Origin of the sequence: Dietzia timorensis (assembly GCF_001659785.1) — a bacterium.
Lineage (GTDB): Bacteria > Actinomycetota > Actinomycetes > Mycobacteriales > Mycobacteriaceae > Dietzia > Dietzia timorensis.
Map to the genome: position 1 here is coordinate 1,808,647 of NZ_CP015961.1, position 21,254 is coordinate 1,829,900.

Annotated in this window: 20 protein-coding genes; 5 read left to right on the forward strand and 15 right to left on the reverse strand. The window is 65.1% G+C overall.

The annotated features are described in order from the left end of the window. Positions 1–25: 25 nt before the first annotated feature. Positions 26–718, reverse strand: coding sequence for a biliverdin-producing heme oxygenase (locus tag BJL86_RS08265; RefSeq protein WP_067471134.1), 693 nt, complete (start codon positions 716–718; stop codon positions 26–28). Positions 719–880: 162 nt separating this feature from the next. Between BJL86_RS08265 and BJL86_RS08270 the strand changes: the two genes are divergently transcribed. Continuing rightward, positions 881–1,600, forward strand: coding sequence for a TVP38/TMEM64 family protein (locus tag BJL86_RS08270; protein ID WP_197487504.1), 720 nt, complete (start codon positions 881–883; stop codon positions 1,598–1,600). A gap of 9 nt (positions 1,601–1,609) precedes the next feature. Here the strand turns inward: BJL86_RS08270 and BJL86_RS08275 are convergent, their stop codons facing one another. Further along, on the reverse strand, positions 1,610–2,419 hold the full coding sequence (locus BJL86_RS08275) for a DUF3097 domain-containing protein (RefSeq protein ID WP_067471132.1): 810 nt from the start codon (positions 2,417–2,419) through the stop codon (positions 1,610–1,612). A 71-nt stretch (positions 2,420–2,490) separates the two neighbouring features. Here BJL86_RS08275 and BJL86_RS08280 point away from each other — a divergent pair, with 71 nt between their 5' ends. Continuing rightward, entirely contained in the window at positions 2,491–3,405 is a 915-nt protein-coding gene (locus BJL86_RS08280) for a hypothetical protein (protein WP_067471130.1), read from the forward strand. On the opposite strand, the gene BJL86_RS08285 is transcribed toward BJL86_RS08280, so the two are convergent. From BJL86_RS08285 to BJL86_RS08315, 7 genes are all read right to left on the reverse strand, one after another. Continuing rightward, the gene (locus BJL86_RS08285; protein ID WP_075844915.1) at positions 3,402–4,517 is read right to left on the reverse strand and encodes a ferrochelatase; all 1,116 of its coding nucleotides are present in this window, start codon (positions 4,515–4,517) and stop codon (positions 3,402–3,404) included. The two genes, BJL86_RS08280 and BJL86_RS08285, sit on opposite strands and share 4 nt — an antisense overlap. After that, entirely contained in the window at positions 4,504–5,298 is a 795-nt protein-coding gene (gene inhA / locus BJL86_RS08290) for an NADH-dependent enoyl-ACP reductase InhA (protein ID WP_067471128.1), read from the reverse strand. The genes BJL86_RS08285 and inhA overlap by 14 nt, the downstream gene beginning before the upstream one ends. A gap of 53 nt (positions 5,299–5,351) precedes the next feature. Beyond that, on the reverse strand, positions 5,352–6,098 hold the full coding sequence (gene fabG / locus BJL86_RS08295; protein ID WP_067471126.1) for a 3-oxoacyl-ACP reductase FabG: 747 nt from the start codon (positions 6,096–6,098) through the stop codon (positions 5,352–5,354). A 65-nt stretch (positions 6,099–6,163) separates the two neighbouring features. Then, entirely contained in the window at positions 6,164–7,144 is a 981-nt protein-coding gene (locus BJL86_RS08300; protein WP_067471355.1) for a VWA domain-containing protein, read from the reverse strand. A 2-nt stretch (positions 7,145–7,146) separates the two neighbouring features. Further along, entirely contained in the window at positions 7,147–8,316 is a 1,170-nt protein-coding gene (locus BJL86_RS17580; protein ID WP_083657630.1) for a DUF58 domain-containing protein, read from the reverse strand. A gap of 6 nt (positions 8,317–8,322) precedes the next feature. Further along, positions 8,323–9,531: an AAA family ATPase gene (locus BJL86_RS08310; RefSeq protein WP_075844916.1), complete on the reverse strand. Its 1,209-nt coding sequence runs from the start codon at positions 9,529–9,531 to the stop codon at positions 8,323–8,325. A 52-nt stretch (positions 9,532–9,583) separates the two neighbouring features. Then, entirely contained in the window at positions 9,584–10,108 is a 525-nt protein-coding gene (locus tag BJL86_RS08315) for an Rv1476 family membrane protein (RefSeq protein WP_156515174.1), read from the reverse strand. A gap of 277 nt (positions 10,109–10,385) precedes the next feature. On the opposite strand from BJL86_RS08315, the gene acnA reads away from it, so the two are divergent. Both acnA and BJL86_RS08325 read left to right on the forward strand, forming a co-directional pair. Continuing rightward, positions 10,386–13,193, forward strand: coding sequence for an aconitate hydratase AcnA (acnA, locus tag BJL86_RS08320; protein ID WP_067471120.1), 2,808 nt, complete (start codon positions 10,386–10,388; stop codon positions 13,191–13,193). 185 nt (positions 13,194–13,378) lie between these two features. Continuing rightward, positions 13,379–13,945 (forward strand): TetR/AcrR family transcriptional regulator, encoded by a 567-nt coding sequence (locus BJL86_RS08325; RefSeq protein ID WP_067471118.1) that lies wholly within the window; start codon positions 13,379–13,381, stop codon positions 13,943–13,945. A 57-nt stretch (positions 13,946–14,002) separates the two neighbouring features. Here the strand turns inward: BJL86_RS08325 and BJL86_RS08330 are convergent, their stop codons facing one another. Continuing rightward, positions 14,003–15,634 (reverse strand): ABC-F family ATP-binding cassette domain-containing protein, encoded by a 1,632-nt coding sequence (locus tag BJL86_RS08330; RefSeq protein ID WP_067471116.1) that lies wholly within the window; start codon positions 15,632–15,634, stop codon positions 14,003–14,005. Positions 15,635–15,753: 119 nt separating this feature from the next. Between BJL86_RS08330 and BJL86_RS08335 the strand changes: the two genes are divergently transcribed. After that, complete coding sequence (locus BJL86_RS08335; RefSeq protein ID WP_156515173.1) at positions 15,754–16,950, forward strand: lycopene cyclase family protein; 1,197 nt, start codon at positions 15,754–15,756, stop codon at positions 16,948–16,950. Positions 16,951–16,998: 48 nt separating this feature from the next. On the opposite strand, the gene BJL86_RS08340 is transcribed toward BJL86_RS08335, so the two are convergent. The 5 genes from BJL86_RS08340 to sufD form a co-directional block, all read right to left on the reverse strand. Continuing rightward, positions 16,999–17,373, reverse strand: a complete 375-nt coding sequence (locus BJL86_RS08340; protein ID WP_231887091.1) for a metal-sulfur cluster assembly factor — start codon at positions 17,371–17,373, stop codon at positions 16,999–17,001. A gap of 93 nt (positions 17,374–17,466) precedes the next feature. Next, on the reverse strand, positions 17,467–17,907 hold the full coding sequence (sufU, locus tag BJL86_RS08345) for a Fe-S cluster assembly sulfur transfer protein SufU (protein WP_067471110.1): 441 nt from the start codon (positions 17,905–17,907) through the stop codon (positions 17,467–17,469). Between the two features lie 5 nt (positions 17,908–17,912). After that, the gene (locus BJL86_RS08350) at positions 17,913–19,160 is read right to left on the reverse strand and encodes a cysteine desulfurase (RefSeq protein WP_067471108.1); all 1,248 of its coding nucleotides are present in this window, start codon (positions 19,158–19,160) and stop codon (positions 17,913–17,915) included. 8 nt (positions 19,161–19,168) lie between these two features. After that, positions 19,169–19,939 carry a Fe-S cluster assembly ATPase SufC gene (gene sufC, locus BJL86_RS08355; RefSeq protein WP_067471106.1) on the reverse strand — a complete coding sequence of 257 codons (771 nt, stop codon included), beginning with the start codon at positions 19,937–19,939 and terminating at the stop codon, positions 19,169–19,171. An 82-nt stretch (positions 19,940–20,021) separates the two neighbouring features. Beyond that, complete coding sequence (gene sufD / locus BJL86_RS08360; protein ID WP_082908280.1) at positions 20,022–21,251, reverse strand: Fe-S cluster assembly protein SufD; 1,230 nt, start codon at positions 21,249–21,251, stop codon at positions 20,022–20,024. Positions 21,252–21,254: the final 3 nt, after the last annotated feature.

Below are 21,254 nucleotides of genomic sequence, written 5' to 3' on the forward strand. Positions count from 1 at the left end.
TCGAGGTGGCGCCGATGACTCTTTTCTACTCGTCCGACGATCCGGCCACCACTGGTTCGAGCGCGCGGAAGAGCGCCGTGTTGTGGGCGAAGGCGTTCGACGCACCTTCGAGCGCATGAGCGCGCGTGGCGTCGTCAAGCGGGAGCTCGTCGAGCGCCGTACGGTAGGAATCCTTGAAGAGCTTCGGCTTGTCGATGTCGAAGGAGTAGAAACTCAGCGACTCCGACGGTATCGAGTACGCCCTCGACACAAGGCGGGACACAACTTGTCCGCCCGACAGATCTCCGAGGTATCGGACGTAGTGGTGTCCTGCGAGAGTAGCGGCGGCTTCGCGAGAACTGGAGGCACCGAGTTCTCGGAGCTCGGAAACATATGCCTGGGTGGGAGCGCTCGGTTCGCGCTCGAACACGACGCCGGCGGTTGTGAGTGCATCGAGGTCCGCCCGCAGCGCGGCGGTCCGCTCTAGCCGTGCATCGTGCAAGGGGGAAAGGAACGCGGAGTCCGCGTGTGCTCTGATCGCGTCTTCGAGTGCTTCGTAGACGTGGAGATACTGCGCATGGAGAGCGGCGAGCGCGGCCGTGCCCGCCTTCGCGTCCAGATCGCCGCGCAACAGGGTGTCCATGAAGGTGCTGTGCTCGGCTTCCTCGTGGACTCTTGCGGTTGCGTTCTTGAGTTCGACAGAGAACGTTGTCGCGTCGGAAACCTCTGTTGCGGTCATGTTGTATCGCAGACTTTCTGTAGGACATAAGGGTGGGCTAATAACCACGAAGATATTTCATCGACCCCTATCGGACATCAACCAAAAGTATGAGTTCCCGTCCGATCTTCGGCTGACGGCGCTGGTAATCGCGACGAAATGGGGTCGTACTACCCTTGCAGAATGACGAAGGACAACGAACCTGCCGAAGACGGCAAGGGTGGCCATGTACCTGTAATGCGCGTCGCGGTCTTCGTTCTCGCGCTTGTGGCGTTGTTCGTCGCGGCGGCATTGCTGCCTCTGCCGGAGCTGGCGGACATCCGTGTGTGGTCCGTCGAACTCGGTCCCTGGTTCGTGGTGGCGTTCTTCGTCGTTCACGCGGCGGCGTGCATTCTGCCCATCCCGCGGTCGACCTTTACCTACGCCGCGAGCGTGCTCTTCGCGCCCGGCACGGCGCTCGCGGTTTGCCTCGGCGCCAGCGCGATCTCCGCCGGCGCGGCGTTCTACGGAATCCGTCGCTTCGGTTACGACGTCGCGGCGCCGCTGCGAAGCCACCCTCGCCTGGACGGGATCAATACCCACCTGGCCAGGCGCGGATGGGCAGCGGTTCTCAGCCTGCGCATGGTGCCCGCCGTGCCGTTCTCCGTGCTCAATTACGCGGCGGCTCTCACTCCGATGGGGTGGAAATCGTTCCTGGTGGCGACGATGGTGGGAAGTATCCCGGGAACGGCGGCGGCGATCGTGTTCGGCAATTCGCTCACGACCGGTGCAGGCGAGAAGGCACTGGTGGCGACAGTAGTCATCGCGGGTCTCGGCCTCATCGGTCTGTTCATCGACTCCCGCGTGCCCACTCGCCCGCCGAAAGCCGAACGTGGAGACGCCCCGGACACCGAGGTGCGGTAGAAGGCTGAGCTACTCGGTCACGAAGTCGACGAGTTGTTCTACGGCGCCGAGGAGGGCCGGTTCGATATCCCGGAACGAGGACACAGAAGACAGGATGTGCGCCCACGCGTCGCGCGGATCCGTCCAGCCCACACGCTTGCACACGCCGGTCTTCCAGTCCTCCCCCATGGGCACCTCGGGCCAGGCGTCGATTCCTACCACGCTCGGCTTCACGGCCTGCCAGATGTCGACGTACGGGTGGCCGGTGACCAGCACATATTGGCCGACATTCTGAACCAGACGCGATTCCTTCGTTCCCTGGACCAGGTGATCGACCAGCACCCCGAGTCGCGCGTCGTCGTTCGGTCCGAACTCGGCGATCTTCGGTCCCAGATCGTCGATTCCACCGAGGGGCTCGACCACGACGCCCTCGACCCGCAGATCGTGTCCCCAGATCTTTTCCACCAGCGCGGCGTCGTGGAGTCCCTCGACCCAAATCCGTCCTGCTCGGGCCGTCCTTGCTCGAAGTCCCTCGACGCGGCGCGAACCCGAGGCAGTGCGCACCGGACCTTGCTTCGCCGGCTTCGGCTTCTCCAGAGTCACGGTCTCCCCGTCGATGAGGAACCCGCCCGGACGCATCTTGAACAGCCTGATCAGCCCGTGGCGATCTTCTAGCTGAGCGAACTCTCCATCGGGGTTGCGAGTCACCCCGACGATCGCTCCACAAAAACCGCTGAGCGCATCCTCGACGACGAGATCCTTCTCGGCGGCGACGACCCTGAAATCGCGTTTCGACCGTCGCGGGGTGGAAAGAACGTCACGTCCGTATCGATCAGCCATGGCACCAGATATTACGACGGTGCCGCTTCCAAGCTGCGTGATGACACGCGACAGGCGTACCGTTGTCGCCGATGCACACCTGTTTGCCCACTTTCGCCACGCACCTGCCAGCCGCAGCCTGGGGAGGTGCGGCGATCGATTCCGGAATTCATGCCCTCCTCGGTTCGGCCCCGCTCGCGAAGGTCGCACTTGATGATGCGTTCGGCGGCGACCTGTCTGCCGTCGGCGCGCACTGGGAGCGCTTCCGCGCAGAACTCTTCGCGGTCAATGGCACGGCGATGCTGGATGTCGGAAAGCTGTATACCGAGTCGGTCCTCCTGCTCCGCGCGGTCGCGGCCACGGATACATCGGCAGAAGCCGCCGAGGTGCTCAGCCTTGCCCCTGCGACCTCCGGGGACCTGTCGGCTCTGCCCCCGCACCCCGAGCTCTCGGCCTATGCCATGTCTCAGGGCGGCGCCGTCATCCTGCGCGAACCCCGTTCGGGTGTGACGGCGGTCGTGACGATTCCCCCGGCCCGTACCGAGCGCACCTGGAACGTGCGGCTGTTCTCTGAGGTGCCGATGGCGCCTCAGGCACCCTCGATCTCGCACGCCACAGCCGAGCTCACCGATTCGGTCCATGGTGCCGCGGAGATAATCGCCGCATCCTCCGGGGTCTTCAACGCACGCGACGGCGCCGCTCCGGCGATGCCGGAGAGCATGCCCACCGACTTACCTTCGGCCATCGGCGGGCGCGCGGCGCAATTGATCGAGCGCGCCGACACCATCGAGAACATCAGGATGATGGCCAACGCAGCGGAATCGCGGCGAGGTGCGCCCACGGAGCAGCAGCCGGTTTTGTGGAAGCTGCAGTCCGCCGTCAACCTTGCCCGAAGGGCCGCGGTGTCCGGATTCGCGGCCGATCAGCTCGAGGTGTTCCGGTCTCGTTCCGGCGCGGCGGATCCCACGGCGTTCCAGGATCCGAACGCCCAGTCCTGGGCGAACTAGCCCCTTCCGAAAAGGGCGCAGCACGCGGTCCCGCATGCCACGCCGTTCGCGCGGCAACCGTAAGACGGAACCTCTCCGAGCCGTGCGGGGCTCTCGCCGGTCTCTACCTCGGCAAGAAGGTCTAGCACCATGCGAGCGAACTCGGTCGTGTCACCGGGAGTGGCGGCGCGCCTGAGCGTGACGCCGAGCGACTCACACTCCTCGGCGAGCTCATTGTCGAGGTCCCACACGACCTCGACGTGGTCGGAGATGAACCCTATGGGGCATACGACGAGCGAGGTCTCCCCTGCCTCGGCGAGCGAGGTCGCGTGGTCGACGATGTCCGGTTCGAGCCACGGAACCTGCGGCGGCCCCGAGCGGGATTGCCAGACGAGATCGAAATCATCCACTCCCGCCTCGGCGGCGACGAGTTCGGCCGCAGATCGGACTTGACGGCTGTAGAGTCCGCGGCTCTCCTCGTCCGGCCCAGCGGCCTTGTCTGCCGAAATGGGAATGGAATGTGCGGTGAAAACGAGTCGTGGCCGCTCGCCGGCCTCAATGGCGGCATCGAGTTGCGTTCTCGTCGCGGCGGCGAATGTGGAGATGAAGCGTTCGGTCGAGAAGAACTGACCTAGTTTGATCATCTCGGGTGCCGCGTCGCCGACGGCGGCGCGGGCGCGGGCGATGTCCTCGTGGTACTGGCCGCAACCGGAGTATCCGCCCCATGCGGACGTGGCAAATACCGCAGCTCTGGCTATCTTTTGCTCGGCCAGTTCTGCGGTGACGTCCTCGACATACGGAGCCCAGTTGCGATTGGCGAAGAATACCGGGAGCTCACGTCCGCTGGCCGCTAACTCCGCGCGTAGGTTATCGATGATCTGGAGGTTGAGCGAATTGAGCGGGCTCTTGCCTCCGAGGTGGTAGTAGTGCTCGGCGACTTCCTCGAGACGCTCGCGGGGAATCCCGCGCCCGCGGGTCACGTTCTCGAGAAAGGGCATGACGTCGTCCGGCGACTCAGGCCCTCCGAAAGACAGTAGAACCAGGGCGTCTACGCGGCCGGACCCGGCCGCCGATGGTGTGAGGACCGGTGTCGTGTCGACGGGGCCGGGCGCGGAGTTCTCAGGCGAAGGCAACGGAACCGAAGCCTCCGTCGGCGTAGATCACCGTTCCGGTGGTCGCGGGCATGAGATCAGAGAGCGCTGCGACGACGGTCGCCGCGACCGGAGCGGCATCGTTGACATCCCAGCCGAGTGGAGCTCGGTTGGCCCATTCGGTCTGCAATTGGTCGAGCTCGTTTCCGTCGCCGATGGCGGAGCCGGCGATGGACTTCGCTGCGAGCGTCTTGATAGGACCTGCTGCCACGAGGTTCGAGCGGATACCCTTCGAGCCTAGTTCTCGCGCGACGTAGCGGTTGATGGACTCGAGAGCATTCTTAGCCACCGACATCCAGTTGTAGAACGGCATCGCGGTGCGGGGGTCGAAGTTCATCCCCACGATCGATCCCCCGGTCGTCATGAGCGGCTGCACGGCCTTGGCGAGAGCTGCGTAGGAATACGAGGAGATCTCGATCGCCGTGGAGACGTCGGCGTATGGGGTCTCGAGGAAACCGTCACCCATCGCGCTCGGCGGGGCAAAGCCGATCGAGTGCACCACGCCGTCAATCCGGTCGGTGTGTTCGCGCAGCCGTTCGGCGAGCGTGGACAGGTGCTCTTCATTCTGCACGTCGAGCTCGACGACCGGTGGGGTCTCCGGAAGGCGCTTGGCGATGGCCTTGACCAGCGAGACGCGGCCGAAACCGGTGAGGATGACGTTCGCGCCCTCCTCCTGTGCCTTCTTGGCGACGCTGAACGCGATCGACGCGTCGGTGATGACTCCGGTGATGAGAATCGTCTTGCCTTCGAGTACCGAGCCCATGTTCTCCCCTAGTGGTTTTGCGTGTGTGAGTGCCGTGCGCGAATGCGGCTGGCCTAGTGGCCCATTCCGAGTCCGCCGTCGACGGGGATTACTGCGCCGTTGACGTAAGCGGAGTCCTCGCCGGCGAGCCACGACACGACACCCGCGACGTCCTCCGGCCGGCCGTATCGAGCCATCGGGATAGCTGCGAGAGCCTGCTCCCGAACGTTTTCCGGCATCTGCGCCGTCATATCCGTGTCGATGAAGCCCGGGGTGACGACGTTGGCAGTGATGGACCGCGAACCGACCTCACGTGTGATCGAACGGGCGAGGCCGACGAGGCCGGCCTTCGACGCGGCGTAGTTCGCCTGGCCTGCCGTACCGGCGAGCCCCACGACGGAGCCGATGAAGATGACGCGACCGAAACGGGCGCGAAGCATGGCTCGGTTGGCGCGCTTGGCCAGCCGGAATGCGCCCGTGAGATTTGCGTCGACGACCCCCGCGAAGTCCGCCTCGTTCATCCTCATGAGCAGAGTGTCTTTGTTGGTGCCGGCGTTGGCGACGAGCACCTCGACAGGACCGTTCGCGTCCTCGACAGTCGAGAAGGCGGCGTCGATCGAGTCGGAGTCGGTGATGTCGCACTCGACGACGAGCGCGCCCTCGGGCGCCGATCCGGACGAGGTGGCGCGGGTGGTGACCGCGACCTTGTGCCCGTCGGCGAGTAGTCGCTCGGCGATGGCGCGGCCGATTCCGCGATTCCCGCCGGTCACGAGAACGGATCGAGCGACGAAGCCTGAGGGGTCTTGTGCAGTGTCTGCCATGGCTCCAACCTAACGCACGAGTAGAGAGCCCGTGCCATCTGCGGGGCTGTTGTCCCCGGTTGCCTCTACGGAAGTCGCTGGCTCGTGCTGAGTGAAAGACCCGCGGAGACGAAGGCGAGAATCGAGCCCACGATCAACCAGGGCCGGCTCGCGTCCGACAGGCGGTATTCGTAGCCGATCTGTTCCTCGAGCGTCGAGTACACCTGGTCGAGCTCTTCCAGGCTCGATGCAGTGTAGGCCTCGCCGCCGGAAAGGTCCGCGATTTCTTCAAGCGAGGCGTCGTCCACCGGAACGGTCTGCTGGGTGCCCTCGATATCGACGTACCCGTCGATTGTGCCGAAGGAGATCGTCGACACCGGGATCTCCTTCTCTTTGGCGGCGCGAGCGGCGCTGAACGCGCCGCGTTCGGCGTTGGGATCCTGCGGAATCGTTTCCTTGCCGTCGGACAGGAGCACGATGCGCGCCGGCGGCGCGGCGTCGGGCCCGCCGAGGCTCGCCGAGAATGATTCGACCGCCTGTGTCGCGGAATAGATGGCCTCGCCGGTCGCCGTGCGCTGATCGAGTTCCAGCCCATCGACGGCACGCTCGACCGGGCCCCGATCAGTGGTCGGGGCTACCAGCAGATTCGATGTGCCGGCGAAACTCACCAGACCGAGGTTGACCCCGGCGGTGAGGTTGTTGGCGAAGTCCTTCGCAGCGATCTGCGCCGCCTGCAGCCGCGAAGGCGCGACATCGGTTGCCTCCATCGACAGCGACACGTCCATGACGAGCATGACAGTCGCCCTATTTCGTTCCTCGCGCTGCTCGGCCTGCGGCGCTCCGAGGGCAATGACGAGAGCAACCAAACCCAGGACGAGCGCCACCGCGGGCACGTGCACAAGCCAGTTTCGCCGGTCGGTGCGGCTCGCCCGTAGTGCCGGCATGTTGCCGAACCGGATGCTGCGCCTGCGCTTGGATCGCTGGGCAATCACGTACCCCGCCGCGAGCGCGATGGGCACGACGATGAGCACAAGCCACCATGGGTGCTGGAAGTCGGTCACGCTCAGCTTCATCGGCTCATCTCCAGATCGGCGAGCGTACGTTCGCCGTCGGGGAAGGCGCCACGCCTGCGCATCTCGGCAAATTCGATGACGTCGCGAACCCAATCACGGTCGGTGCGCAGCGCGAGGATCGGTGCACCGCAGTGTCGCAGAGCGGTGACGACCTCCCGGCGATGGCGCCTCGCCGCGAACTGGTAGTTCGCGGCCTGCTCTGCGGTGACATCCACGTCGAGCACTTCCCCGCTGACCGGATCGCGCAGCGAGACGTTTCCGATTTGCGGCAGTGCGACGTCAAGCGGATCGGTGAGCCGCGCCGAGACTATCTGTTGGCGGGTCGCCAGTACCCGCAGCGAGCGCTCCCAGTCCATTTCTCCGAGGAAATCGGAGATCACGACGATGAGACCTCGCCGGCGCGCGAGACCGCGAAGCGCCGTTGCACCGCGTTCGAGCGCGGAGTCCTTGTGCGGTGCCTGGCGGTCGGTCTTGGGCGGCCGAATCCTTTTCCAGGCGCGCGCCGCCCTCGCGCGAATACCGCCGGACTGAGCCCGGTTGTCGGTGCCGCGTCCGGAATTCTGGCTCGAGCCTCGCGCAGCCTGTGCTGCGTCCTCATCGTCCGTATCGTCGTCGTTTGTGACGGCGGACGGCGTCGTCGCAACGAGCTCCAGAATGCTGCGGACGTGTTCCTTGCCGGCCGAAGGGGGGACGATCACGGGGTCCGCGCCACCGACGATCACCACGCCGACGCGGTTGCCCGCGGTAGAAGCCAGCAGTCCGAACGTCGCGGCCGAGGCGAGCGCGAGGTCGCGCTTGGTGACGACCTCGCCGTTCTCGTCGACATGGCTTCCCGCGTCGATGGATGGGGACAGATCGACGAGAAGCCAGGTCTCCAATTCCCGATCGGCAATGGTCTGGTGCACGTGAGGAACCGTGGTGCGCGCGGTGACCGACCAGTCCATGAGGCGGACATCGTCACCTACCTGATATTCCCGACTCTCCCCGGGCTCCGATCCGGGTCCGGGAATCAAACCCTGGTAGTTACCGAGCAGGACACCGTCGATCTTGCGCAACACCGTCAGTTCGAGCCGGGCTATGCGAGCCCGGGTGCTCGCCGAGGTCAATACCTTGTCTCGACCGTGCGGTGGCGTTTCCCGGTCTTCCTCGGAATGAGTCGAACGCATGAAGCCCTAGTCCTGCGAATTCTGCTGCGGGCCCTGCTGTCCCCAGGTGTTCGGGCGGTTGTGGGCGGCGTGCTGCGGGCCCGACTCAGGGCGAGGAGCCGCGGGGGCGGTTCCGGGTTGCGGCGAATATCCTGGACCGGGCACGGATTGCCCGGGTCCACCCACAGGCGCGGCGGGCGCTTGGGGTTGGACCGGATTCGGCCCGCCCGAGGCCGACACCTGTGGGAGCGGAACCGAGGAGAGGACATGGCCGATGATCGACTCGGCATCGACCTCGTCCGCGAGTGCGTCATAGGTGAGTACGAGACGGTGGCGAAGCACGGCCGGCAAGACGTCAACCACGTCCTGAGGAACCACGTAATCGCGGCCGCGGATGAGCGCGATTGCACGAGCTGCGCTGATAGCGCCGAGGGTGGCACGAGGAGAAGCTCCATAGGACAGCCACCGTGATACATCATTCAGCCCGAACTGCTCGGGCGTGCGCGTCGCCTCGACGACGCGCACGACGTAATCGATCAAGGAATGGTGGACGAAGACCTCACGCACGCGAGCCTGCATCGCGCCGAGTTGTACGGTATCGAGAAGTTGGGAGGCCTCCGGCGGCGTGCTACCCATCCGGTAGACGATCTCGCGCTCCTCCTCGGCGGAGGGATAGTCGACGACAAGCTTGAAGAGGAAGCGGTCACGCTGTGCTTCGGGAAGCGGGTACACGCCCTCGTTTTCGATCGGATTCTGGGTCGCGAGCACGAGGAAGGGTTTGGGCACGTCGAAGGTGTTACCGCCGACGGAGACATGCCCTTCTGCCATCACCTCCAGGAGCGCCGATTGCACCTTCGCCGGAGCGCGGTTGATCTCGTCCGCGAGCACGAAATTCGCCATCACCGGTCCGAGTTCGACGTCGAAGGTCTCACTCCCCTGGCGATAGATGCGCGTGCCGACGATGTCGGAGGGCACCAGGTCGGGCGTGAACTGCAGACGGGAGAACGATCCGCCGATGACTTTCGCAAACGTCTCGACCGTCAGGGTCTTGGCCACACCGGGCACGCCCTCGAGAAGAACGTGACCGCGAGCGAGCAATCCCGCGAGAACCATCTCGAGCATCGCGTCCTGGCCGACGATGACCTTCTTGACCTGATAGAGCAACTGCTCCAGGACCTTGGCGTCATCCTCGCCGGAGGAACGTGAGCTGGACGAGCTTGAAGATATGTCTGTCACGAAACGAGTGCTCCTTAGTTCTTCGCGGTCTTGCGCCACCCTACCGGCCAGGCTACTGGCCTTGGGCGCGTCGCTTGATCGCCAGCACGAATACGACGATGAGCACGATGATGAGTACTACCGTCCCGGTCGCGTAGAGTCCCCAAGGCGGAGCCGGCTGGGTGATCCGTGCTTCGAAAACGGCTGCCGCCTCGATGGGATGGTCCTCCCGATAGGCATCGTCCTGCGCCGACTCGAGGACGGAGCGCGAAATCGAATCCGAATGAGATCCCACGTAATCGGGGGTGAACACGACGATCGTGCCCTCGTGGTCGTTGGACAGACGAGTCGCCATGTCGCGAGCCTGCGAATAGACCCCGACCTCCTGGTCGGTGATGACGATGTTGAGGTCCACCCCATTGCTCGCGGCGTGGTCGACGATCGGCTCCAGCCCCTCGACCAACTCGTCGGGGGCCGAGATGTTTCCGGCAGACAAATCCGCATTAACCTCATCGAACTGCGCCCACTCCATCCAATCGTCGCCGAGCAGCGGCATCGGGGGGCGGTCCGCCTTGGGGATATTTTCTAAATCTGCCACGCCCGTATCGTGCCACGACGTTGCCGCGTTGGAAGGTTCGGCGCGCCGTCGATGACGTCGATGATCGGTCGCGCACGCCCGACACGCCGGCGCCGACGACTTTAAATATAACGGCCGTACTGGTAGGTTGGGCGGCAGCGTGAGGTAAGTGGGTACACAATAGTATTGGTGCTTGCGAACGCCTCTTCGGCCCTCGCCGAAGGTGGCGGCTTTGCCTCCGCGTCTTCCCTGCCCGGGAGATGCACACGAAACTAATCGAACAACGAGTGGAGCCGACGTGACTGCTAGCCAGAACAGCTTCGACGCTCGCGGAACCCTAGAGGTTGGCGACGACAGCTACGAGATCTACCGCCTTTCGGCCGTACCGGGAACGGAATCGCTTCCCTATTCCCTGAAGGTCCTCGCCGAAAACCTGCTTCGCACCGAGGACGGCGCGAACGTCACCTCCGACCACATCAACGCCTTGGCGAATTGGGATCCGAGCGCGAACCCGGACACCGAGATCCAGTTCACGCCCGCCCGCGTCATCATGCAGGACTTCACCGGCGTGCCCTGCATCGTGGACCTCGCCACGATGCGTGAGGCCGTGAAGAACCTCGGTGGCGACCCGGACAAGGTCAACCCCCTCGCGCCGGCCGAGATGGTCATCGACCACTCGGTCATCATCGAGGCCTTCGGCGCCAGCGACTCCTTCGAGCGCAACGTCGAGATCGAGTACCAGCGCAACGGCGAGCGTTACCAGTTCCTGCGCTGGGGTCAGGGCGCGTTCGATGACTTCAAGGTCGTCCCCCCGGGCACCGGTATCGTCCACCAGGTCAACATCGAGTACCTCGCTCGTTCGATCATGGTCCGCGACGGGAAGGCGTACCCCGACACGTGTGTCGGTACCGACTCGCACACGACCATGGAGAACGGCCTCGGCGTGCTCGGCTGGGGCGTCGGCGGAATCGAGGCCGAGGCCGCGATGCTTGGCCAGCCCATTTCGATGCTCATCCCGCGCGTCGTCGGCTTCAAGCTCTCCGGCGAGATCCAGCCGGGCGTGACGGCGACGGACGTCGTGCTCACGATCACCGAAATGCTCCGCCAGCACGGCGTCGTCGGCAAGTTCGTCGAGTTCTACGGCGCCGGCGTTGCCGCCGTGCCGCTGGCCAACCGCGCCACTATCGGCAACATGTCGCCGGAGTTCGGTTCGACCTGCGCGATCTTCCCGATCGACGACGTCACCATCGATTACCTTCGCCTGACCGGTCGCGACGAGAGCCAGCTCGCGCTCGTCGAGGCCTACGCCAAGGAACAGGGCATGTGGCTCGATCCCGAGTCCGAGGAGCCGAAGTACTCCGAGTACCTCGAGCTCGACCTGTCCACGGTTGTCCCCTCGATCGCCGGCCCGAAGCGCCCGCAGGACCGCATCGAGCTGTCCGATTCGAAGGCGACCTTCCGCAAGGACATCCACAATTACGTCTCCGACACCGAGGATGCCGACGCCGCGAAGGCGAAGATGGCCGCCGAGGGCGGGGAGCCGGAGAGCAACCCGGTCGCTGCGAAGCTCTCGTTCTCCGAGGGTGATGCGATCGTCGCCGACGCTTCCGTCGGCGCCGAGGGGCGCCCGTCGAATCCGACCGCGCTCGAGCACGACGGCGAGAACGTCGTCCTCGACCACGGCATCGTCACGATCGCCTCGATCACCTCGTGCACGAACACCTCGAACCCGTCGGTGATGATCGGCGCGGGCCTGCTCGCCCGTAAGGCCGCCGAGAAGGGCCTCAAAGCCAAGCCATGGGTCAAGACCTCCATGGCCCCGGGTTCCCAGGTCGTCACCGAGTACTACGAGCGCGCCGGTCTCTGGCCGGACCTCGAGGCCCTCGGTTTCTACCTGGTCGGCTACGGCTGCACCACCTGCATCGGCAACTCCGGACCGCTGCCCGAGGACATCTCCAAGGCCATCCAGGACAACGACCTCACCGCGACCGCCGTTCTCTCCGGTAACCGCAACTTCGAGGGGCGCATCAACCCGGACGTGAAGATGAACTACCTCGCGTCGCCGCCGCTCGTCATCGCCTATGCGATCGCGGGCACCATGGACTTCGACTTCGAGTCCGATTCGCTCGGCAAGGACTCCGACGGCAACGACGTCTTCCTCAAGGACATATGGCCCTCCACCGAAGAGATCGAGACCACGATTCAGGCGTCGATCTCCCGTAAGGAGTACACCGAGAAGTACGCAGACGTGTTCGCCGGCGATGATCGCTGGCGCAATCTGCCGATCCCCGAGGGCAAGATCTTCGAGTGGGACGATAAGTCGACCTACGTGCGCAAGGCGCCGTACTTCGATGGCATGGAGCTCGAGCCGACTCCGGTCTCCGACGTCAAGGGCGCTCGCGTTCTCGCAAAGCTCGGCGACTCGGTCACCACCGACCACATCTCCCCCGCCTCGACGATCAAGCCGGGCACTCCTGCCGCGCAGTACCTCGACGCCAACGGTGTCGCGCGCCGCGACTACAACTCCTTCGGTTCCCGTCGCGGTAACCACGAGGTCATGATTCGCGGTACTTTCGCCAATATTCGTCTCCAGAACCAGCTGCTGGACGGCGTCTCGGGCGGCTACACCCGCGACTTCACCGAAGAGGGAGCACCGCAGGCGTTCATTTACGACGCCGCGCAGAACTACGCGGCCAAGGACATCCCGCTCGTGGTTCTCGGTGGCAAGGAGTACGGAACCGGTTCTTCGCGCGACTGGGCTGCCAAGGGCACGCGCCTCCTCGGCGTTCAGGCGGTTATCGCCGAGTCCTTCGAGCGCATCCACCGCTCGAACCTCATCGGCATGGGCGTCATCCCGCTTCAGTTCCCGGAGGGCGAGTCCCACGGCTCACTCGGCCTGGACGGCACCGAGACCTTCGACATCACCGGTATCGAGGAGCTCAACAACGGCTCGACGCCGAAGACCGTCAAGGTCGTTGCCACCAAGGAAGACGGCAAGACCGTGGAGTTCGACGCCGACGTGCGCATCGACACCCCCGGTGAGGCCGACTACTACCGCAACGGCGGCATCCTGCAGTTCGTTCTGCGCAACATGATCAAGAGCTAACACGCTCGAACGTGGTGCAGGTGCCGGGTAGTTCGCTCCCGGTACCCGCGCCCCGCTGCTACTTCATGGGCGGGCCGCGCAATGCGGCCCGCCCGTGGAGTATCAGGGGTATCTCAGTCCTTCTCGCGCCCACGGGCGCACCACACCAAGGTCCGGTCACTTTGCTGCTGCCGGAAAGGACCACCGTGCCCAAGGTTTCCCCCGACCACATGGAACTCCGCCGAGAGCAAATACTCGCAGGAGCCCGAACGTGCTTCGCCGAATACGGTTTCGAGGGTGCGACGGTCTCCAGGCTGGAGGCGGCCATCGAACTTTCTCGTGGCGCGATCTTCCATCACTTCGCAGATAAAGACGCGCTCTTTCTCGAACTGGCGCGCCGTGACACCGAATCCATGCGCGACACCATTGCTGAAGACGGGCTCGTACAGGTGATGCGAAATCTGCTCGCTTCCCCGGAGGACTATTCGTGGCTCGGCACGCGACTCGAGGTCGCGCGCCGCGTCCGTACGGACAATGACTTCCGCGCGAAATGGGCCGATCACCAGAAGCTCATCGACGAAGCGGCCACCGCGCGTCTGGTCACGCAGAAGGAATCGGGACGCGTTCGCACAGACGTGTCCGACAAAGTGATGTTCACCTACCTCGACATGGTGCTCGACGGCCTGATCTCGCACCTTGCTTCGGGCGGCGACGTGGAGATCGCCGAAGAGGTCCTCGACCTCGTCGAACAATCGGTGCGAACCTCCGAATAAGGCGCCGGCCGGCGCGCAGTATCGGCGCGTCCGGCGTCATACCCGGGGCGAACAGAGTCAGGCGAGTTCGACGATCTCCATGTATTCGTCGTTCCACAGATCCTCGGTGCCATCGGGCAAGACGATGACCCGCTCCGGCTCCAGCGCTCGCACAGCGCCCGGGTCGTGGGTGACGAGGACTACGGCGCCCTCGTAGGTGCGCAGGGCGTCGAGCACCTGCTCACGGGAGATCGGGTCGAGGTTATTCGTCGGCTCGTCGAGCAGCAGCACATTCGCCGCTGACGAGACGAGACCGGCGAGGGCCAGACGCGTGCGCTCGCCGCCGGACAAGGTACCGGTCGGCTGATCGAGTTGCGGGCCGGAGAACATGAATGCGCCAAGAAGGCCGCGCAGGTCTTGCTCGCCGGCATCCGGAGCGAGGTGCCGGATGTTGTCCCACACCGTGGCGTCCATATCGAGAGTGTCGTGCTCCTGCGCGAAGTAACCGATACGCAGCCCGTGCCCCGAGACGATGCCGCCTTCTCCGTCGGTGCGCTCGACCCCGGCCAACAGCTTGAGCAGTGTCGTTTTGCCCGCACCGTTGAAGCCGAGCACGACGACCCGCGATCCCTTGTCGATCGCGAGGTCCACGCCGGCGAACACCTCGAGCGAGCCGTACATCTTGGTCAGGCCCTTCGCGAAGAGCGGAGTCTTGCCACACGCCGCCGGCTTCGGGAATGCGATGCGCGCGGTGCGGTCGGCGACCGTCTCCTCCTCGAGGTTATCGATCATCGAATCCGCACGCCGGAGCATCTGCTTGGCGGCGGCGGCCTTCGTCGCCTTCGCGCCGAGTTTGGCGGCCTGTGTTCGCAGTGTCGCGGCCTTCTTCTCAGCATTCGCGCGTTCGCGACGGCGCCGTGCCTCGTCGGTGGCGCGCTGCTCAAGGTACTTCTTCCAGCCGAGATTGTAGGCATCGACCTCGCCGCGAACGGCGTCGAGGAACCACACCTTGTTCACGACGTCCTCGAGCAGCTCGACATCGTGGGAGATGATGATGAGTCCGCCCTCGTGCTTGGCGAGAAAATCGCGTAGCCAGTTGATCGAATCGGCGTCGAGGTGGTTCGTCGGTTCGTCGAGAAGGAGCGTCGTCGCCGATTTGCCGCCACCTTCGGACGCGGCGAACAGGATGCGCGCGAGTTCGACGCGGCGACGCTGTCCGCCGGAGAGGGTGCCCATCTTTTGCTCGAGGATGCGGTCCTCAAGCCCCAGCGAGGCGCAGATTCGGGCGGCTTCGCTCTCGGCCTCGTAGCCTCCGCGTGCAGAGAACTCCTCCTCGTACCTGCCGAAACGGCGAACAGCCTTCTCTTGCCGCTTCGGATCGGACTCGTCTGCCATCCGTTCCTGCTCGAGAGACATCCTGGCCATCAGGTCGTCGAGGCCGCGCGCGGAGAGCACGCGGTTCTTCGCCGTCTGGTCCATGTTGCCCTCGCGCGGGTCCTGCGGGAGATAGCCGATTTCACTCGTCGACGTGACCTCGCCGCCGTAGGGTTCCCCCTCGCCGGCGATGATGCGCATGGTGGTGGTCTTACCGGCACCATTGCGACCGACGAGCCCGATGCGGTCCCCCGGTTGCACACGCAGCGTCTGGCCGTCCATGTGCAGCAGGGTGCGCACACCTGCGCGTACCTCAAGATCGTCGATGGTGATCACGTGAAAGCGCCGTCCCCTTCAAATCGAGCCGATAGGCCAACGGGCCACCTTACCGGCCGCTTTGCCCGCGAGGCGAACTGAGAAACCCGCCCGATCGCCCGGCTACTGTGGTGGGCGATATGTCCACTCCCGACATCCTCATCGCCGGCCTCGGTCCCGCAGGCCTTGCCCTCGCGGCGGCATGTTCTCGCCGCGGCCTCGCCGTGCGCACCGTGGAGGCGCATCCCGGGCGGACGTGGTCGGCGACCTACGGCATGTGGCACCACCAGTGGGAACGCGCCTGCGCCGCATTTCCCGAGCTCTCCGGCGTCCCCTTCTCCACGACGCCTCGCCCGCGCCTCATTGCGCCGCGCCGATCCGGAGCCTCGCCGCAATTCGGGCTCATCGCCGCCGATTACGTCGTCGTCGACACTGCTGCCTTACAGTGCGCCCTCGCTGCAGTCTGCCCTCCCCGTATGACGTCGGAGGAGGTACTCGCGACCGCCGACCTGGGCGCCCTCGCAGCGCAGGGCACACGCGTCATCGACTGCCGGGGGGCCGTCCCGCCCGACCTGCGTGCCGACCCCGCGGCAGCCGCGTGCCAGACCGCCTACGGCGTCGTCCTGCCGGCACAGCACGCTCGCGAGTATCTGCCTGGCGGCGCCGGGTGCCTCATGGATTGGCGCACCGACGCGTTTGGGTCGCCCGCCAAGCCCAGCTTTCTCTACGCCGTTAACCTGCCCGGCGACAGGATGCTGCTCGAGGAAACCGACCTCGTGGGAGCGCCGGCACTGACCATCGCACGATTGCGCGAGCGCCTCCACCAGCGGCTCGGCTGGGCCTCGCCGGAACCCGGAACTGCGGGCAGAGCAGAAGGCTTTGCTGATCCGGACGAGATCGAGCGGTCCCGTGGCGTGCTAGCCACCGAGAAGGTGCGATTCCCCGTGTTGCCCGCGGTTCGGCCTGCCGGATTGGAGACTTTTGGCACGGCGGGCACGGCTGGGCACCCGGCCACAGGGTACAGCGTCGGGGAAATCTTGCGGAGCGCGGAGAGTGCAGCTGATGCGCTCGCGGCCGGACGCCCCATCCCCGCCTCTACGGGAGTGGGGACGAGGGCGTTGCATCGCCTGGGATTGCGTGCCCTCCTGGCGCTCGAAGGTCCGGCGCTACAGGAAATGTTCGCTGGCTTCGCCGCGTTGGACGTGCGGCGTCAACTCGCGTTTCTGGACCGGAGCTCGAAGGCGCTACCGACCGGTATGGCCATGGCGTCGCAGTGGTGGAATACGACAAACGCCACGCGTGCGGCGGTGGCACGCGCGGCGCTTCTCGGGCGGTAGCTTCCCGAGGTTCCGGGAAGACGAGTCCCCGAGTCGATCTGAGTGGGATCAGATCGTGAAGCCGAGCGCGCGGAGCTGCTCGCGTCCGTCGTCGGTAATCTTCTCCGGACCCCACGGCGGCATCCATACCCAATTGAGCTCGAGCTCATCGCACGGCCCGTCGTCGACGACCGCGCTGTGCGCCTGATCCTCGATCATGTCCGTGAGCGGGCACGCGGCCGAGGTGAGCGTCATGTCGACACGGGCGGTCTTGCCGTCGTGAATCCATATGTCATACACGAGGCCGAGATCGACCACGTTGATGCCGAGCTCGGGGTCGACGACGTCGCGCATCGCCTCCTCGACATCCGCGGCGAGCTCGAGGTCCTCGGGGCTCTGCTCGGTGCGGTCGGCTGCGGGTCGGAACTCGCCGTTGTAGGACATCGTGTCGTCCTGCGCGGTCTCGGCGTCGGTAGCGACGTCCTCACCGGACTGTTGCTGCGTGGCGTCAGTCATTTTCGATCACTCCTGTGGTGACTACTGTTGCTGCTGGACAAGTGCGTCTTTGAAGGCCATCCAACCCAGCAGTGCGCACTTGACGCGCGCCGGGTACTGGGACACCCCTTGGAGGGCGACGGCATCGTCGAGCAGGTCCTCGTCGCCGTCGACTTTTCCGCGGGAGGAAATCATCTCGTGGAAGCCGTCGAAAATCTCCAGCGCCTCGTCGACGGGCTTGCCCACGAGGAGGCTTGCCATCATCGACGTCGATGCCTGGGAGATGGAGCAGCCCTGCGCTTCATAGGAGATATCCTCGACGGTCTGCCCGTCCGGGCCGAGCTCCAGGCGAAGCGTGAGCTCGTCCCCGCACGTCGGATTGACGTGGTGGACTTCTGCGCCAAAGGGTTCGCGGAGGCCGGAAAGCTGCGGGTTGCGGTAGTGATCGAGGATCACTTCCTGATACATCTGCTCGAGCTTCATATCCCCTACCTCACTGCAAAGAAGTCTTGCGCCGCGACTACAGCTTCTGCCAGCGCATCAGCCTCGTCAAGTGTGTTGTACACCGCGAATGACGCTCTGACGGTCGAACTTATTCCATAGGCGCGATGCAGTGGCCACGCGCAATGGTGTCCGACTCGCACCGCGATGCCGCGGTCGTCGAGCACCTGGCTGACGTCGTGGGCGTGGACACCGTCGACGACGAACGACACGGCGCCCCCACGAGCGGTGGTGTCCGTCGGCCCGACGATGCGCACACCGTCGATGGCGGACACCTTTTCGAGGGCCCGCGCCGTGAGCTCGGCCTCGTGCGCCGCGACCGCATCCATTCCGATGCGCTCGAAATAGCGCACTGCTGCCCCGAGACCGACGGCCTGCGACGTCATGGGCACTCCCGCCTCGAACCGCTGTGGCGGTGCGGCGAATGTCGTACCCTCCATCGTCACCGTCTCGATCATCGATCCGCCTGTGAGGAACGGCGGCATCTGCGCGAGCAGCTCACGACGGCCGTAGAGGACGCCTACGCCGGAGGGGCCGAGCATCTTGTGCCCGGAGAAAGCGGCGTAGTCGACACCGAGCGCGTGGAAGTCGACCGGCATGTGGGGAACCGACTGGCAGGCGTCGAGCACCGTGAGCGCCCCGACGGCCTGTGCCATGTCGACGACACGGGCCACATCGAGAACCGCGCCGGTGACGTTCGACTGGTGCGTCAACGCGACGACCTTCGTGCGCTCGGTGAGCTCTAGCGAATCGAGGTCGATGCGACCGTCCTCGGTGAGCCCGAACCATTTGAGAGTCGCGCCCGTGCGGCGGGCGAGCTCCTGCCACGGCACGAGGTTGGCGTGATGCTCGAGTTCGGAGATGACGATCTCGTCGCCCTCGCCGACGTGGTGCCCCTCGAAGCGGTCGTCGCCGAGGACGAACGCCACGAGGTTGAGAGCCTCGGTCGCATTCTTGGTGAACACGAGCTCATCGGCATCGGCGCCGACGAAGCCGGCGAGCGCCTCACGCGCATCCTCGTAGGCGTCGGTCGCCTCCTCGGCGAGCTGGTGCGCGCCTCGGTGGACCGCCGCATTCGAGGTCGTGAGGAATTCGTACTCGGCGTCGAGCACCTGCCGCGGGCGCTGCGATGTGGCGCCCGAGTCCAGGTAGATCAAGGGCTTTCCATCGCGCACCGTGCGCGACAGTATCGGAAAGTCCTCGCGGATCTTGGTGATATCCAGTGCTGAGGACAACGTCGTACCTATGCCTTCGCCTCGTCGGTGTAGCGCTCGTAGCCGTGCTCTTCGAGCTCGTCGGCGAGCTCGGGACCGCCGGAGGTGACGATGCGGCCATCGGCGAACACGTGGACGGTGTCGGGCTTGATGTAGCGGAGGATGCGAGTGTAGTGCGTAATCAGCAGGATGCCGCCGTTCTCACCCTCCTTGTAGCGGTTGACGCCATCGGAGACGACCCGAAGCGCATCCACGTCGAGCCCGGAGTCGGTCTCGTCAAGCACAGCAATCTTCGGCTTGAGAAGGTCGAGCTGGAGAATCTCGTGGCGCTTCTTCTCGCCGCCGGAGAACCCCTCGTTCACCGAACGCTCGGCAAAGTTCGGGTCGATCTTCAGGTCGTTCATGGCGGACTTGACTTCCTTGACCCAGTGGCGCAGCTTCGGCGCCTCGCCGCGGACAGCTGTCGCGGCAGTGCGCAGGAAGTTCGACATCGACACGCCGGGAACCTCGACGGGGTACTGCATCGCGAGGAAGAGCCCGGCGCGCGCACGCTCGTCAACGCTCATCGACAACACGTCTTCACCGTCGAGGGTGATCGTGCCGCCGGTGACCTCGTACTTGGGATGGCCGGCGATGACGTAGGACAGCGTGGACTTGCCGGAACCGTTCGGGCCCATCACTGCGTGGGTCTCGCCGGAGTTGATGGTCAGGTCGACGCCCTTGAGGATTTCCTTCGCTTCCTCGTTCTCGTCGGTAGCTGCCACTCGCGCGGTCAGCCCGCGGATTTCCAATGTAGACATGAGATCAATCGCTTTCGATAAGTAGTTTCGTGGCGCCCCTCGCCGACAACTATCGGCGGGGGCCGCTAAATAGAGGTGCTGCCTAGACTCCGACGAGCGCGAGCTCGTCCTCGACGTATTCCGCGAGACGCTCACGAACATCCTTGACGGAGATCTTTGCGATCACCTCGCCGAAGAAGCCGCGCACGACGAGTCGGCGCGCGACGTCTTCGGGGATGCCGCGGGCCTGGAAGTAGAACAGCTGGTCGTCATCGAATCGACCGGTTGCACTCGCATGGCCCGCGCCCTCGATCTCACCCGTCTCGATCTCCAGGTTGGGGATGGAGTCTGCACGAGCGCCGTCGGTGAGGATGAGGTTACGGTTCAGCTCGTATGTGTCGGTGCCGGTGGCAGCCGCGCGAATGAGCACGTCGCCAACCCAGACCGCATGGGCATCGGGAAGCTTCGACGCCTTATCGCCCTGAAGTGCGCCCTTGTACATGATGTTCGAGCGACAGTTCGGGGTGTCGTGATCGACGAGTAGGCGGTGTTCGATGTGCTGCCCATCGTCGGCGAAGTAGAGGCCGAACATCTCGATCTCTCCGCCGGGGGCGGTGAAGTGGCCGTCGGCGGATACGCGAATCAGCTCGCCGCCGAAAGATGCGGCGGTGTAGCGCACGCGGGCGTCCCGACCGACCTTGAGGTGATGACCGGCGAGGTGGGCGGCATCGTCCTCCCAGTCCTGCACGGTGATGACCTCTAGGTAGCCGCCGTCCTCGACGATGAATTCGACGTTCTCCCCGATCGTTCCGCTGCCGACCTGGTCGAGAACCACGATCGCGCGGGCGAATCGCTCGACTCGGATCTGGGTGTGGGCGAAGGCGACCTTGTCCTCGCCCGGGCCCGTCATCTTCACGACGACCGGCGTCTCGAGCTCGCGCTCTTTGGCGACGGTCACGATCGTCGCGGTGTCGGTCGAGGTGAAGGCCTGGGCCTGCACGCGATCGCGGGGCTCGCCGGCCTCCCCGATGCGGGGATCATCGGTGGTGACGTTCTCGACGCTGACGCCGTCGACCGGGTTGCCGTCGTTGTCGGCCACCGTGAGTCCGACCGAGCCGGTGACCTCGACGCCCTTGCCGTCGTGGAGACCGCGAAGTCGCTTGAGCGGGGTGAAGCGCCAGATTTCGTCCTTGAAGGAAGGCACCTCGAAGGCGTCGACGTCGCGGGAGGTGAACACGTCGCCCTTGGTGAGCGATGCGTCGAATTCCTTCCCTGCGGTGGCGCCGTTGACCTTACCCGGCACGAGATCGGTGGCCTGTTCAGTCGTTGCCATGGA

Bases quoted from the DNA above. Each gene is read 5' to 3' on its own strand.
- BJL86_RS08265 (WP_067471134.1), bottom strand. From the start codon at position 718: ATGACCGCAACAGAGGTTTCCGACGCGACAACGTTCTCTGTCGAACTC.
- BJL86_RS08270 (WP_197487504.1), top strand. From the start codon at position 881: ATGACGAAGGACAACGAACCTGCCGAAGACGGCAAGGGTGGCCATGTA.
- BJL86_RS08275 (WP_067471132.1), bottom strand. From the start codon at position 2,419: ATGGCTGATCGATACGGACGTGACGTTCTTTCCACCCCGCGACGGTCG.
- BJL86_RS08280 (WP_067471130.1), top strand. From the start codon at position 2,491: ATGCACACCTGTTTGCCCACTTTCGCCACGCACCTGCCAGCCGCAGCC.
- inhA (WP_067471128.1), bottom strand. From the start codon at position 5,298: ATGGGCTCGGTACTCGAAGGCAAGACGATTCTCATCACCGGAGTCATC.
- fabG (WP_067471126.1), bottom strand. From the start codon at position 6,098: ATGGCAGACACTGCACAAGACCCCTCAGGCTTCGTCGCTCGATCCGTT.
- BJL86_RS17580 (WP_083657630.1), bottom strand. From the start codon at position 8,316: ATGCGTTCGACTCATTCCGAGGAAGACCGGGAAACGCCACCGCACGGT.
- BJL86_RS08335 (WP_156515173.1), top strand. From the start codon at position 15,754: ATGTCCACTCCCGACATCCTCATCGCCGGCCTCGGTCCCGCAGGCCTT.
- BJL86_RS08340 (WP_231887091.1), bottom strand. From the start codon at position 17,373: ATGTCCTACAACGGCGAGTTCCGACCCGCAGCCGACCGCACCGAGCAG.
- sufU (WP_067471110.1), bottom strand. From the start codon at position 17,907: ATGAAGCTCGAGCAGATGTATCAGGAAGTGATCCTCGATCACTACCGC.
- sufC (WP_067471106.1), bottom strand. From the start codon at position 19,939: ATGTCTACATTGGAAATCCGCGGGCTGACCGCGCGAGTGGCAGCTACC.
- sufD (WP_082908280.1), bottom strand. From the start codon at position 21,251: ATGGCAACGACTGAACAGGCCACCGATCTCGTGCCGGGTAAGGTCAAC.